The sequence below is a fragment of the Corynebacterium jamesii genome (assembly GCF_046097395.1).
Taxonomy (GTDB): domain Bacteria; phylum Actinomycetota; class Actinomycetes; order Mycobacteriales; family Mycobacteriaceae; genus Corynebacterium.
Genome location: NZ_CP175789.1, coordinates 1026125 through 1039856, shown reverse-complemented (window position 1 = coordinate 1039856; position 13732 = coordinate 1026125). Strand labels below are relative to the sequence as shown.

General features: G+C 62.3%; 12 protein-coding genes. 11 read left to right on the top strand and 1 reads right to left on the bottom strand.

Annotated elements, in window-relative coordinates; genetic code table 11:
- Positions 1-74 precede the first annotated feature (74 nt).
- The 9 genes from ftsZ (at position 75) to ACKFRT_RS04765 (ending at position 11048) form a co-directional block, all read left to right on the top strand.
- The gene (ftsZ, locus tag ACKFRT_RS04805) at positions 75-1451 is read left to right on the top strand and encodes a cell division protein FtsZ (RefSeq protein ID WP_296213512.1); all 1377 of its coding nucleotides are present in this window, start codon (positions 75-77) and stop codon (positions 1449-1451) included.
- A 38-nt stretch (positions 1452-1489) separates the two neighbouring features.
- Positions 1490-2233: a peptidoglycan editing factor PgeF gene (gene pgeF, locus ACKFRT_RS04800; RefSeq protein ID WP_408925953.1), complete on the top strand. Its 744-nt coding sequence runs from the start codon at positions 1490-1492 to the stop codon at positions 2231-2233.
- Complete coding sequence (locus ACKFRT_RS04795) at positions 2230-2976, top strand: YggS family pyridoxal phosphate-dependent enzyme (RefSeq protein ID WP_408925952.1); 747 nt, start codon at positions 2230-2232, stop codon at positions 2974-2976. The genes pgeF and ACKFRT_RS04795 overlap by 4 nt, the downstream gene beginning before the upstream one ends.
- A 59-nt stretch (positions 2977-3035) precedes the next feature.
- Positions 3036-3656, top strand: a complete 621-nt coding sequence (gene sepF / locus ACKFRT_RS04790; RefSeq protein WP_408925951.1) for a cell division protein SepF — start codon at positions 3036-3038, stop codon at positions 3654-3656.
- Positions 3657-3766: 110 nt separating this feature from the next.
- Positions 3767-4057: a YggT family protein gene (locus ACKFRT_RS04785; RefSeq protein ID WP_296213504.1), complete on the top strand. Its 291-nt coding sequence runs from the start codon at positions 3767-3769 to the stop codon at positions 4055-4057.
- A gap of 632 nt (positions 4058-4689) precedes the next feature.
- Positions 4690-5847 (top strand): DivIVA domain-containing protein, encoded by a 1158-nt coding sequence (locus tag ACKFRT_RS04780; protein ID WP_296213502.1) that lies wholly within the window; start codon positions 4690-4692, stop codon positions 5845-5847.
- 49 nt (positions 5848-5896) lie between these two features.
- Positions 5897-6070 carry a hypothetical protein gene (locus ACKFRT_RS04775; RefSeq protein ID WP_296213501.1) on the top strand — a complete coding sequence of 58 codons (174 nt, stop codon included), beginning with the start codon at positions 5897-5899 and terminating at the stop codon, positions 6068-6070.
- A gap of 345 nt (positions 6071-6415) precedes the next feature.
- Positions 6416-9676, top strand: a complete 3261-nt coding sequence (gene ileS / locus ACKFRT_RS04770) for an isoleucine--tRNA ligase (RefSeq protein ID WP_408925950.1) — start codon at positions 6416-6418, stop codon at positions 9674-9676.
- A 25-nt stretch (positions 9677-9701) separates the two neighbouring features.
- Entirely contained in the window at positions 9702-11048 is a 1347-nt protein-coding gene (locus tag ACKFRT_RS04765; protein WP_296213496.1) for a DNA polymerase IV, read from the top strand.
- On the opposite strand, the gene ACKFRT_RS04760 is transcribed toward ACKFRT_RS04765, so the two are convergent.
- Positions 11026-12018 carry an asparaginase gene (locus tag ACKFRT_RS04760; RefSeq protein ID WP_408925949.1) on the bottom strand — a complete coding sequence of 331 codons (993 nt, stop codon included), beginning with the start codon at positions 12016-12018 and terminating at the stop codon, positions 11026-11028. The two genes, ACKFRT_RS04765 and ACKFRT_RS04760, sit on opposite strands and share 23 nt — an antisense overlap.
- Before the next feature lie 133 nt (positions 12019-12151).
- On the opposite strand from ACKFRT_RS04760, the gene ACKFRT_RS04755 reads away from it, so the two are divergent.
- Positions 12152-12478, top strand: coding sequence for a helix-turn-helix transcriptional regulator (locus tag ACKFRT_RS04755; RefSeq protein ID WP_293791321.1), 327 nt, complete (start codon positions 12152-12154; stop codon positions 12476-12478).
- Complete coding sequence (locus ACKFRT_RS04750; protein WP_408925948.1) at positions 12475-13611, top strand: MFS transporter; 1137 nt, start codon at positions 12475-12477, stop codon at positions 13609-13611. The genes ACKFRT_RS04755 and ACKFRT_RS04750 overlap by 4 nt, the downstream gene beginning before the upstream one ends.
- Positions 13612-13732 lie beyond the last annotated feature (121 nt).

The window sequence follows — 13732 nt, the reverse complement described above, 5'->3', positions numbered from 1 at the left end:
TAGGAAGATGGACGCAACAGCAAACCGGTAAACCGCAAAGCACAAAAATTCTTTAGGAAGGCGGACAAACGCACATGACGAATCCTGGAAACCACCTCGCCGAGATCAAGGTGGTCGGTGTCGGTGGCGGCGGAGTAAACGCCGTCAACCGAATGATCGACGAGCAGCTGCAGGGCGTGGAGTTCATCGCGATCAACACCGATGCACAGGCTCTGATGCTGACCGACGCCGACATCAAGCTGGACATCGGTCGCGAGGAGACCCGCGGCCTGGGCGCCGGCGCAAACCCGGATGTCGGCCGCAAGTCTGCCGAGGATCACAAAGATCAGATCGAAGAGATCCTGGCCGGTGCGGACATGGTATTCGTTACCGCAGGTGAGGGTGGTGGCACCGGTACAGGTGCAGCCCCGGTTGTGGCTAACATTGCCAAGAAGCAGAACGCACTGACTGTCGGTGTGGTGACCCGCCCCTTCGGCTTCGAAGGTCGCCGCCGCAGCAAGCAGGCCATGGAGGGCATCGAGGCTCTGCGCGAGGTCTGCGACACGCTAATCGTTATCCCGAACGACTCGCTTCTGAAGATGTCAGAGGAGCAGCTGTCCATGATGGAGGCCTTCCGCAAGGCCGACGAGGTGCTGCTGAGCGGTGTTGAGGGAATCACCAAGCTGATCACCACCCCGGGTGTGATCAACGTGGACTTTGCCGATGTGCGCTCCGTCATGACCGACGCCGGCTCCGCCCTGATGGGTATCGGCACCGCCCGTGGCGACCAGCGTGCCGTGAAGGCCACCCAGGCCGCCATCAACTCTCCGCTGCTGGAGAGCACAATGGAAGGCGCCAAGGGTGTGCTGCTGTCCTTTGCCGGTGGTTCCGACCTGGGTCTGCTCGAGGTGTCCCAGGCTGCCGACCTGGTGGAGGAGAAGGCCGACGAGGACGTCAACCTGATCTTCGGTACCATCATCGACGACCAGCTGGGCGACGAGGTTCGCGTTACCGTTATCGCTACCGGATTCGACGATTCGCCGTCTGCGACCTCTGCTAACCAGCGCACCGGTGCTCACCGTGCTCCGGAGGGCGCCGACGCTACTGCAGCCGGTGCCGCCCAGCCGACTAATCTGTTTGGTGGTCAGGATGCCCCGCAGGCGGGCCAGAGCTCCCAGTATGCAGTTCAGGGTCAGCAGATCCCGCAGACGGGCGGAGCCCAGGCCGCGCAGGCTGGCCAGGCGCAGCAGGTACAGGCCGACCCGGCACAGCAGGCTGGCGCACAGTCCAGCTTCGCGCAGCGTCGAGGCACCATGCCGCAGCACACCCAGCAGGCTCAGCCGGGCCAGCCGCAGGCTAACCAGGGCGGCGGGTTGTTCACTTCCGCTTCGCAGCAGCCGCAGGCCCACGGCAACACTGGTGTGGATCTGACGGAGGACGAGGACGACCTGGATCTGCCGGACTTCAACTAAGCACCGGCAGGAAGCACCCCCACTAGGAGAAGATCTCTTTGAGCCACGACCAGAGCCCCAAGGTGCGGAAGGTCTTTACCGACCGTAATGGAGGGGTATCCACCGGCCCGTACGCGTCGTTCAACCTGGGCGACCACGTAGGCGACGATCCGGCGGCGGTGGCTCAGAACCGTCAACGACTCGCTGATGTGCTGGGCCTGAACGTGGAACACCTAGTGTTTATGGAGCAGATCCATTCGCCGAATGTCACAGAAGTCACGGCCGACCACCTGTCGGCCGGTTCCTCCCCGGTGATCGAGGCCACCGACGCCTTGATCACCACCCTGCGCGGCACCGCCCTGATCGTCCTCACCGCAGACTGCGTTCCGGTTTTGCTGTCTGATGAACACGCAGGGGTGATCGCGGCCGTCCATGCCGGCCGCATGGGCGCCCGCAATGGCATCCTGCGCCGTACCGTTGCCCGCATGGAAGATTTGGGAGCAGTACCCAGCAACATTCACGCTTTGCTCGGCGCCGCCGCCAGCGGCGAGAACTACGAGGTGCCGCAGTCTATGGCGGCAGACGTGGAGGCCAAGCTTCCGGGTTCAGCAACCACCACAGCCAAGGGCACCCACGGGTTGGACATTCGTGCTGGTTTAACCCGACAGTTGCTCTCCCTCGGGGTGCGCAGTATCGATGCTGACCCGCGTTGCACCATCGCACCGGAGCACTACGAGCGCTTCTTCTCCTATCGCCGCGAGGGAACGACCGGCCGCCAGGCGGGCGTAGTGTGGATGCCATGACTGAGCAGACAAGCGACAACCAGGAGCAGAACGATCTGCCCGGTGGCGCGGCAGATCTCAGCCCCCGCGCACAGGAAATCGCGGACAACCTAGCTAGTGTGCGTCGCCGCATCGCGGTGGCCGGGGGAGCAGATCTGTTGCCGATCACCAAGTTCCACCCTGCGGAGGATGTGGCACTGTTGGCCCAATTGGGTGTTTCCGCCGTCGGCGAAAACCGCGAGCAGGAAGCGCGCGACAAGCACGCGACCTTGGCGGATGTGGGTCTGCAGTTTCACATGGTAGGGCAGGTGCAGACAAAGAAGGCGAACTCCGTGGCGCGCTGGGCGGCCGCGGTGCACACGGTGGATTCCCTAAAGCTGCTGCAGGCCTTGGATCGTGGTGCGGGGCTGGCCCTGGAACGCGGCGATCGAGAGGTACCACTGCCGGTGCTGTTGCAATTCAGCGCTGACGGCGACCCGCAGCGTGGTGGGGCCGTGGAGTCTGATATAGACGAGCTGGCCGATGCCGTGGCCGCGGCGGAGAACCTCGAGCTGCGCGGGCTAATGACGGTGCCGCCGTTGGAAGCCGACCCGGCCGCCGTGTTCGCACGCGGACGGCAGCTCGTTGAACGCATCACCGACCGCGTGATGGGTGCTCCTGTTTACTCCGCGGGAATGAGCGGCGACCTGGAGATTGCCATCGCGGAAGGCTCCACGCTGGTGCGTGTCGGTACGGATATCATGGGCGCGCGACCAGTACTTTAAACCACGTAGTCTATAAATCACCCTGAGAAAATCAAGCAACGGAAGGTTCCTTTAGAGCAATGGCAGACAACTTTATGGACAAGACCAAGCGTTTCTTCGGTTTTGATCCCGTGGAATCCTACGATGCGGATTACTACAGCGATAGCTACGCCTCCCGCGAGCGCGACCGTGCTGACCGTGCCGACCGTCTTGAGCGCGATGACCGCGAGCCTTCCTACCGCTCTCAGCGGGACCGTGCCGACCGTGCCGACCGGGGTGACCGCTACGGCCGTTCCGAGTACGCTGACCGCGCGGACCGCGGCGACCGCGAGGATCGTTTCTCTTCTCGTGGCTCCAGCCTTTCTGGTTCGGACGCCACTTATGAGTCCCGCTACGCTTCCGCTCACGCCGACGCTATCGCCGAGGACAAGGATCCTTCGGCCTTTGTGTCTTTCACTCTGAGCTCCTACACCCAGGCCGGTGAGCTCGTCGAGAACCTCAAGGCTCGTGAGGTAGTTGTTTTCTCCCTGGGTGGTATGGAAAAGGGCGAGGCTAAGCGCGTGCTGGATTTCGCCGCCGGTCTGAGCCGAGGCCTGGATGCACAGCTAAAGAAGCTGAAGGGTGTACGTAACTTCATTCTGCTTCCGAAGGGCGTGACCCTGGCGCAGGACCAGCTGGATGCCATTGCGGAGACCATCTAGTAGCCGCTCGGTATCTTTTTAGACAACGCCGCTAACCGTTAGTGACCTTCTAAGAGTCCGCGTCGGAATTGAACGACCGGGGGCTCTATGAGGTGGAGAGAGCTTTTTAAGTGAACGAGATCCTGCTTCTGCTGATATGGCTGATTCGCTTCTATGTGCTGATTCTGATTCTGCGCATCATCATTGAGATGGTTCAGTCGTTTTCCCGCAATTGGCGACCGCAGCGTTGGTTCAGTATCGTTGCCGAACCGCTGTTCGTGGTGACGGATCCGCCAGTTAAGGCACTGCGTAAGCTCATTCCGCCGGTGCAACTCGGGGGAGTGGGATTGGATGTTTCCGTACTGGTGCTCTTCTTTGGTCTGCAGTTGTTGAGCATGGTTTTGGGGGGACTTATTCGCTAATAAAGCGAAAACGAATCGCGGGAAAGCGCGGGCAGTTGGGTGACAAACCAGCTGCCCGTGAGTCGTTTCCACATAGCCCCATCGAGTTGCAGAGGTGAAGTAAAGTTCCCTATTGAGGCTACTTCCAGCGCCTTTCTTAAAGCTATAAAACTAAGGGGGTAGCTGGTGGGGGAGAGATGTAACGGATATTCAATCAACTGTTGTGAATACCTGTTCATGACGTTAATATAGAGACATCTTCGCGGTAAGTGAGTGAGGCTGCGGAGATGTCGTGTGTAGTGACGAAAGCCGCTGCCGGTCGAGAATGTGGGTCTTGGCTGGTGGCGGTTTTCTCTATCCGTCACTTGTTACATCGTTGGTGAGGGTCGGGCGTTACGTCCTCCGGTGTAATAGCTGGAATTAACCCTCGGTGGGGGTGAAAAAGGGGGGGTGAAGTTCTCTCTGTGGTGCTGATGTGGCAGAAGTAAACTAACGTTAAAGCTGAGCTATGGGATAAATCTCGATCTAAAGTTGAGACTGACCCAGCAGTTGCTGGTATGCTTTGTATCTGTTTCATAAACCATCAATAGTTCATTACTGTTGCGAACGCCTTCTAGCACTTTGAGGCAATCCGAAAGGGAAAGGGACAACCTATGCCACTCACTCCGGCTGATGTGCACAACGTAGCTTTTAGCAAGCCGCCGATCGGCAAGCGTGGTTACAACGAGGACGAGGTCGACCAGTTCCTGGATCTCGTGGAGGACACTCTTGCGGAACTGCAGGACGAGAACTCCGACCTCAAGCTGAAGGTCGAGCAGCTGGAGTCCGGCTCCTCTAACGCGGCCGGTGCTGCCGGTGCCGGTGCCGCGGGCGCCGGTGCAGGTGTTGCTGGTGCTCAGGTAGACGAGGCTGCACTGCGCCGCCAGATCGAGTCTGATCTGCGCCGCCAGTTCGATTCCGAGTATTCCACCAAGCTGGAGCAGGCGCGCAAGGATGCCCGCGCAGAGGCGCAGGCGCAGGCGCAGCAGGGCTCCGCGCAGCCGCACGGCGCTGGCGCTGGTCAGCCGAACGTGGCCGAGATCGAAAAGAAGATCAAGGCCGACTACGAGTCCAAGCTCAAGGCCGCCGAGGAGCGCGCTGCTAAGGCCGAGAAGCAGGCCGAGGAGGCTAAGAAGCAGGCACCGGTCCAGGCTTCCGCTGCCGCCGCTACCGGCGACGGCAAGTCGGGCGTAGCTACCGCGGAGACCCACATGCAGGCAGCTCGCGTTCTGTCCCTGGCGCAGGAGATGGCTGACCGCCTGACCGGCGACGCTAAGGCAGAGTCCTCCAGCATGCTGGAAGAGGCTCGCGCCACCGCCAAGAAGACCATCGACGACGCAGACAACAGCTCCAAGACCACCCTGGCCGATGCGCAGAAGCGCTCCGAGGCTCAGCTGTCCGACGCGAAGACCCGCTCCGAGAAGATGCTGGCCGACGCCGAGGAGAAGTCCAACGCACAGCTGGCAGACGCCAAGCAGAAGTCCGAGGTCATGATCTCCGACGCTACTGCACAGTCCCAGGCGCAGATCCGCTCCGCACAGGAGAAGGCAAATGCCTTGCAGCAGGACGCAGAGCGCAAGCACACCGAGATCATGAACACGGTGAAGAAGCAGCAGACCACCCTCGAGGCACGCATTGAGGAGCTGCGCACTTACGAGCGCGAGTACCGCACCCGCCTGAAGACCTTCCTGGAGTCTCAGCTGGAAGAGCTGAACAGCCGCGGCACCGCCGCACCGGCCGGCTCCATCGAGGTCGAGGGCGAGAACAACTAGTAGCTCCAGCCCCAACGCTTCTACGACGACCGCCAGGAGGAATTCCACGATGCTTTTCGCAGCGATCCTCCTGGCGGTTGTCGGTTTTGCAGCCCTTGTGGTCAGCCTCGCCGTTGGGTCCACTACCTGGGCCTGGGTATGCGTGGTTGTGGCCGCGATCGGCGTGGCACTGTTCGCCTACGACCTCCTCCGCCACCGCAAGCGCTCGCGGCGCAGCAAATAATCCCCAAGGGGGCAAGCGCTCTTAGCCCGACTGCTGAAGTGTAGGGTAGGAGCCGTAATTGAATAACCCCGTCAAACACACGCTGAGATCCGGCCATCACCGGGGAGCGTTCCTGGAAGAACGGCAGCCGATTTATCCTCCTTGAAGGGAGTACCGGGTGCTTACTAGAACCAGGCGGAGTCGCGGCACGTTATCGCCGTAAGTGAAGAAGTGGGCGAATCCCCGCCAATCAGGGTGGTACCGCGCAGGGCCTTTAAAATCCCATGCGTCCCTGTTTTTAGCCACAACAGCGTCGGCAGCGGAGCTGTGGGCGTCAACAATAACAGCGAAGAAACAGGAACCACCATGAGCGAAGCAACCCCAGCAGGCGGCGCCTACCCGCGCGTCGATATGTCCAACGGCGGCTCGACCGCCTTCCCCGCACTCGAAGAAAACGTGCTGGCGTACTGGGCTAAGGATGAGACCTTCAACGAATCCGTCGCCGCACGCGAGGGCAACGAAGAATACGTCTTCTATGACGGCCCGCCCTTCGCCAACGGCCTTCCGCACTACGGCCACCTGCTGACGGGTTACGTCAAGGACATCGTCCCGCGCTACCAGACCATGCAGGGCAAGAAGGTCGCCCGCGTCTTCGGTTGGGACTGCCACGGCCTGCCCGCCGAGCTCGAGGCGGAAAAGCAGCTGGGCATCAAGGACCGTGCCGGCATCGAAGAGATGGGCATGCGCTCCTTCAACGAATACTGCGCGTCCTCCGTGCTGCGCTATACCGATGAGTGGAAGGAATACGTCACTCGTCAGGCCCGCTGGGTGGACTTCGACAACGGCTACAAGACGATGGACCCGGGCTTCATGGAGTCCGTCATGTGGGCCTTTAAGAACCTGTACGACAAGGGCTTGATTTACCAGGGTTTCCGAGTGCTGCCGTACTCCTGGGCCGAGCACACTCCGCTGTCCAACCAGGAAACCCGCCTGGACGATTCCTACAAGATGCGCCAGGATCCGACTATCACGGTGACCTTCCCGATCACCGGCGCTACTGAAGGCACGGCTTCGGTAGAGACCCTGGCGAAGCACCCGGAGCTGGCCGATTCCGCGTTTATCGGCTGGACGACCACCCCGTGGACCACGCCGGCGAACCTTGCTCTAGCAGTGCACCCTGAGGTGACCTATGCGGCGGTGCGGATTGGGGATGACGCCGCCGGTGCCGACGGCGCAGAGGGCATGCACGGCAAGACCGTGGTGCTGGCCGACGACCTGCGCGGAGCATACACCAAGGAGCTTGGCGAGAAAGCCGAGGTACTGGGTACCTTCACCGGTGCGGAGCTGGAAGGCATGACCTACGAGCCACTGTTCGGCTACTTTGCGGAGCGCGCGGGCGAGAAGGTAGCCGACGAGGGTAGCGGCGAGGGCAGCCAGCGCCGGGCCGGCGCTTTCCGCGTGCTGTGCGCTGACTACGTCACCACCGCCGACGGTACCGGTGTGGTACACCAGGCTCCGGCTTTCGGTGAGGACGATATGTTCACCTGTGAGGCCGCGGGTATCGACCTGGAGATCCCGGTGGACATGGATGGCAAGTTCACCGCATTGGCTCCGGAGTACGAGGGACAGCTGGTCTTCGACGCGAACAAGGCGATCATTAAGGATCTGAAGGCAGCGGGGCGCGTGCTGCGCCACCAGACGATCGAGCACTCCTACCCGCACTCCTGGCGCTCCGGCGAGCCGCTGATCTACATGGCGCTGCCGTCCTGGTTCGTCGCCGTGACAAAGGTTCGCGACCGCATGGTGGAGCTGAACCACGAGCAGATTGAGTGGATGCCCTCCCACATCCGCGACGGTCAGTTCGGTAAGTGGCTGGAAGGCGCGCGCGACTGGAACATCTCGCGTAACCGCTACTGGGGCGCACCGATTCCGGTGTGGGTCTCCGACTCCGAGGAGTACCCGCGCATGGACGTTTACGGCTCCCTGGAAGAGCTGGAGCGCGACTTCGGCCGCAAGCCAGCCTCGCTGCACCGTCCCGACATTGACGAGCTGACCCGCCCGAACCCGGACGACCCAACGGGCAAGTCCACCATGCGGCGCGTACCCGAGGTGCTGGACTGCTGGTTCGAGTCCGGTTCTATGCCGTTCGCCCAGAAGCACTACCCGTTCGAGAACAAGGAGTGGTTTGATAGCCACTCTCCAGCGGACTTCATTGTGGAGTACTCCGGCCAGACCCGCGGCTGGTTCTACACCATGCACGTGCTGTCCACGGCGCTATTCGATCGCCCGGCGTTTAAGAAGGTCGTCGCGCACGGCATCGTGTTGGGCGACGACGGGCTGAAGATGAGTAAGTCCAAGGGCAACTACCCGAACGTCAACGAGGTGTTCGACCGCGACGGTTCGGACGCTATGCGCTGGTTCCTGATGAGCTCGCCGATTCTACGTGGTGGCAACCTGATCGTCACTGAGCAGGGCATCCGCGAGGGTGTGCGCCAGGCGATGCTGCCGATGTGGAACGCCTACTCGTTCCTGCGCCTCTACGCCTCTCAGCCCGCGAAATACGATACGACCTCCACCAACGTGCTGGACCGCTACATCCTGGCGAAGCTGCGCGACACGGTGCAGGGCGTGACCGACGCGCTGAACAACACGGACATTGCCACCGCCTGCGACGAGATTCGCTGGTTCTGCGACGCACTGACCAACTGGTACGTCCGCCGCTCCCGCGACCGCTTCTGGGCGGGCGACACCGTGCACCCCGAGGCCTTCAACACCCTCTACACCGTGCTGGAGACTCTGTCCCGCGCCGCTGCGCCGCTGCTGCCAATGACCACCGAGGTTATCTGGCGCGGTCTGACCGGCGAGCGTTCCGTGCACCTGGCCGACTACCCGAAGGCAGACGACCTGCCCGCCGATGCCGAGCTGGTCGCCGCTATGGATGCCGTGCGCGCCGTAAGCTCCGCGACGAGCTCCCTGCGCAAGGCTCACAAGCTGCGCAACCGCCTGCCGTTGCCGACGCTGACTGTCGCCCTGCCAAACGCCAATGCGCTGGCTGACTTCACGCAGATCATCGCCGATGAGGTGAATGTCAAGCAGGTAGAGCTGACCGAGGACGTGGATAAGGTCGGCGGCTTCGAGGTGGTCGTGAACGCTCGCGTGGCAGGCCCGCGCCTGGGCAAGGACGTGCAGCGTGTGATCAAGGCGGTGAAGTCTGGCAACTACACCGTCGATGAGGCCGGTGTGGTCACCGCAGACGGCATCGAGCTGCAAGATGGGGAGTTTTCCCGCAAACTCGTCGCCGCCGACCCGGATCACACTGCCGAGGTATCCGGCCAGGACGGGCTGGTGGTGCTGGATACCCAGACCACCCCGGAGCTGGAGGCCGAGGGTTGGGCGGCTGACCGTGTGCGTGGTGTGCAGGAGGCCCGCAAGGCTGCCGATCTGCAGGTAAGCGACCGGATCCACCTGACCCTTTCCGTGCCTGCGGACAAGGAAGAGTGGGCTCGCACCCACGCAGACACCATCGGCAAGGAAGTGCTGGCCACGGACGTGAAGGTTGTGGTTGGCGAGCAGCTTAGCCACGACGTCGCCGACGGTTGCTCGGCTGACATCGCGGTGGCGTCTTAAAGAAATAAACCCGCAGGGTACGCAGATGCGCTGGGTGGCTCACATCGACATGGATGCGTTCTTCGCCTCCGTCGAGCAACTCACCCGGCCCACTTTGCGCGGTCGCCCGGTACTGGTCGGCGGGCTGGGCGGGCGTGGGGTCGTGGCAGGCGCATCCTACGAGGCCCGGGCTTTCGGCGCGCGATCGGCGATGCCGATGGGCCAGGCCGTGCGACTATGCAACCATCGCGCGGTGGTCGTGCTTCCGCGCAAAGAGGTGTACTCGGCCGCTTCCCGCCGGATCTTCCGGGTCATTCGGGCTTACACCGGGGTGGTGGAGCAGCTGTCCGTAGACGAGGGCTTCGCCGAACCACAGGGGCTGGAAAGCACTGCGGAGGCCCGCGCCTGGGCGGAAAAGCTGCAGGCCAGGGTGGAGGAGGAGACGGGGCTTCCCGCATCCGTTGGCATGGCCGCCACGAAGCTGGACGCGAAGATGGCCAGCGACCTGGCCAAGCCCCATGGGGTGTTTGTGGTGCCGCCCGAGGCGCGCATGGAGGTCTTTGCCGACCGGCCCGTCGGCGACGTGTGGGGGATCGGCAAGGTCGCTCAAGGCAAGCTGCACACGATGGGGATCGATACGATCGGCCAGTTCGTCGCCGCCGACACCACGGACGTGCGCGGCGCGCTGGGCTCGGTTGGGGTGGAGGTGCAGCGCATGGCTGCCGGCGACGACCCGCGGCCCGTCGCTCCCCGCGCGCCCGCCAAGCAGGTCAGTGCGGAAAGGACTTTGCAGGTAGACGCGCGCACCACCGCTGAGGCCATGCGCGTGTTGCACGAGACTGCCCTGGCCATGCACCGCCGCCTGCTGAAGGATGGCCGCGCTGCTCGCACCGTGACCGTCAAGACGCGCACCACCGACTTTCAACTGCACACGAAGTCCGCCGGGCTGCCCGCCCCGACGGAAGACTTCGACAAGATCTTCGCCCTCGCCCAGCGCCTCATGCCCCGTCCGGAGGAAGCCGGCGCTTTTCGTCTGGTCGGAGTGAGCGTCTCCGGGCTGGTGGCCGATCGCCAGGAGTTGCTGTTCCCCGAACTCGACGGCCCGCCGGTACCTATCGTCGCTGATCAGGCTACTGATTCGGGTGTTGCTGCTTTTACTGATGACGCCACCACGGCCCGCCCCGAATGGCGTGCCACCCAGGATGTTTCCCACGTGGAGTTCGGGCACGGGTGGGTGCAGGGAGCCGGCAACGGGGTGGTCAGCGTGCGCTTCGAAACCGCTGCGACCGGGCCGGGGAAGACTCGCACCTTCCGCATTGATGATGCGGACCTTAGCCCTGCTGACCCGCTGGACAGCTTGGGGTGGGATCTCAGCGGCCTGATGGAGGAGTAGCAGCAAGCTCGTATAGCAGCTCGATCCGTGCCTGGCTGGGGCGCAATGCGCCTCCACTTCGGAGGCCATCTCGCGCCAGCTGTGCCCCGCCGCCTGTACCGCCGTAGACGAAGGAAACCCCTCCCGTGGGCACGCGACTGCATACCACCACAGGCAGGTCGGCGCGGTTCAGCGCATGTCGACTGGCACGCCAGGCCGCCAGCTCTTCGGCCACGGCGGTGGGAATATTGCCCGACCCCAGTGCGGCCAAAACTAGACCATCTACAGTGCCCTCTTTCGTGTCCCGTTCGTGCAAGGCACGGAGAAGCTGGCCGCCATCACCTGCGAACGTGGTGATGATGGGCACGAACAGACCGGCGATCCGCGGAGGATTCGGTGCGCCGGAGGACCTAAAAGGACGTGATGCTGAATCCTGCGCCACGTTGGAATCCGCCAGGGCATTACGGAAGGCGGTATCCGCAGTGGTGTGAGCCTTATAGGCTCCACGAGCGGCAACGATGGAATCTCCAAAGACTATATGAACACCCGGATCGAGTTCCCCAGTGGCCAGCGCTGCTAGCGCGCGGGAAAGGTTGGCCGGCCCGTCCGGTGCGGCGTCATCACCAGGGCGCTGAGCGCCCGTAAACACGACGGGGCACGGTAGGCGCAGTGCGCATGCAGCGGCGACGGCGGATTCCTCCATTGTGTCCGTGCCGTGCAGCACCACAATGCCGATTGGGGCAGGGGAGCAGAAGCTGTTGATGTGGCCGATGAGCTCATCGATTTGGGGGAGGGTGATCGAGCTGGAATCGATGCTCATGATGTCGTGCGCGACGGGCTCGACTTCCTGGGGAATATGAGCTTGACCAATGATGTCCGCGCAGGTCAGCGAAGGTACAAGGTCGCCGTCGGGGGAGTGAATGCAGCTGATGGTGCCACCGGTGCTGAGGACGGGGATCTGTGGACGATTTCGCGAGGCGCTGGAAGTCATGTGCCTAATGTACGCGACGCCTAGGCGTGTCTCTCCGGAGGCGTGGATTACGGGCCGCTAAAACGGATGGAGTTGTGCAAGAATACTTGCATGATTAACATGCAAGTATTCCTGCACGATCCAAGGAGGTTCCATGTCCCCTCGCAAATATCACCACCCAGAGACTGATGAAATCACCCTGGCCAGGGTGCTGGCTGCCTTGAGTGACCCCACGCGTCTCGAAATGATTCGTCGTCTGGCTGACGGGCGCGAGCACGATAGTCTCGAGCTTGCGGACGACCTGCCACGGTCGACACTGACGTACCACACCCGAATGTTGCGGGAGGCAGGGGTTACATGGACCAGAGGTGAAGGTCGCGCATGTCTAATCCGAATGAGGAGTGAGGACCTCGATCGCTTATTCCCTGGTCTTCTTTCTGCTGTCGTGGCCAATGCTGTCCCTGAGGAGGGACAGGCATGATGGGGCGGCTCTGGCCATTTGTAATGGGCAGTGTCGCGCTCGGACTAGACGCCTATGTCGTCGCGGGTCTCCTTCCCACTATCGCCGCATCTTTGGATGCGCGCGAGGCCACTGTCGGCCTGGGAGTAGCGGCTTTCACAGGGGCATATGCGATAGCAGGGCCTTTACTGGCCGGACATGCGGGGAGGCGGTCACGCCAGAGTCTGATTGCGTCCTTGCTGATCTTCACCGTGGCAAACCTGGCCACGGCGCTCTCGCCGTCTATTGCGTTTTTCCTAGCCACCCGAGTGGTGGCTGGCGCAGCTGCGGGCGTGTACTCACCGCTGTCATCCGCAGTTGCGGCGGAGATCGCAGGGGAAGCGCATCGCGGACGTGCATTGGCGCTAGTTCTTGCAGGTTTGGCGGTCGGTACCGTATTTGGCGTCCCAACCGGTCTGGCACTAGCACAGCACTGGGGGTGGCGAGCCGCCATACTATTGATCGCAGCTATTGGTGGTGCCGCACTAGCGGGAACTGCTCTGCGCGGAACTGAGCTGCCAGCGATCCCCGCTTCGGGTGCCCGCAAGCGCCTGAGATCAATTGCGCGACCCAAGAACTTACTCACGGTCACCGTTACTCTGCTGACTGGCGTCGCTTCTCTGGGGCTTTACACGTACATGACCGTGATCTTGTCAGCGGGAAGCCTCGCGTCCCACCAGACTCTTGCGATCTGGGTGTGGGGTATTGGGGGAGCAGTGGGAGCGCTAGGTATTGGCCGACTTATGGACCGACGCGACCCGCTTCGCCTGAGCGTGGTCATTCTCGTGGTCCTCACGTGTGCGCTGCTTGGCACGACGCAAGGTCAGACCGCCTGGATCATGGTCGCGAGCTTGTTTGTCTGGGGAATGTGCGGGTGGGCATCGCTCGCACCCCAGCAACATATCCTGCTGCAGACGAACCCGACCGACGGTGCCACAGCCGTGGCTGCAAATGCTTCCGCCAACTACTTGGGATCCGCGCTGGGGGCCATTTTCGGGTCGCTACTTGTTTCTGTACACGCGACGCCGACCGTTCTCTGTGCTTCCGCGGCAGGCGTAGCTTTGATGGCGTTAATTTGTCAGATTGCTCGGCAACGCATGAACACCGCAGAATAGTTGTGAAGGTGAAGGGACAGGCATACTCTTCCAGCAAGTCACACAAATAACATCTGCAACAGCATGGCTTGTATAGTTGACAACTAGTTCCCCTTTATTTGCGGGCTGTACCGCTGACTAC

What these genes read in the sequence shown, in the direction of transcription:
- ACKFRT_RS04795 (WP_408925952.1), top strand. Translation starts at nt 2,230, where the DNA reads ATGACTGAGCAGACAAGCGACAACCAGGAGCAGAACGATCTGCCCGGT.
- ACKFRT_RS04755 (WP_293791321.1), top strand. Translation starts at nt 12,152, where the DNA reads ATGTCCCCTCGCAAATATCACCACCCAGAGACTGATGAAATCACCCTG.
- ftsZ (WP_296213512.1), top strand. Translation starts at nt 75, where the DNA reads ATGACGAATCCTGGAAACCACCTCGCCGAGATCAAGGTGGTCGGTGTC.
- ACKFRT_RS04760 (WP_408925949.1), bottom strand. Translation starts at nt 12,018, where the DNA reads ATGACTTCCAGCGCCTCGCGAAATCGTCCACAGATCCCCGTCCTCAGC.
- sepF (WP_408925951.1), top strand. Translation starts at nt 3,036, where the DNA reads ATGGCAGACAACTTTATGGACAAGACCAAGCGTTTCTTCGGTTTTGAT.
- ACKFRT_RS04750 (WP_408925948.1), top strand. Translation starts at nt 12,475, where the DNA reads ATGATGGGGCGGCTCTGGCCATTTGTAATGGGCAGTGTCGCGCTCGGA.
- ACKFRT_RS04765 (WP_296213496.1), top strand. Translation starts at nt 9,702, where the DNA reads ATGCGCTGGGTGGCTCACATCGACATGGATGCGTTCTTCGCCTCCGTC.
- ACKFRT_RS04775 (WP_296213501.1), top strand. Translation starts at nt 5,897, where the DNA reads ATGCTTTTCGCAGCGATCCTCCTGGCGGTTGTCGGTTTTGCAGCCCTT.
- ileS (WP_408925950.1), top strand. Translation starts at nt 6,416, where the DNA reads ATGAGCGAAGCAACCCCAGCAGGCGGCGCCTACCCGCGCGTCGATATG.
- ACKFRT_RS04780 (WP_296213502.1), top strand. Translation starts at nt 4,690, where the DNA reads ATGCCACTCACTCCGGCTGATGTGCACAACGTAGCTTTTAGCAAGCCG.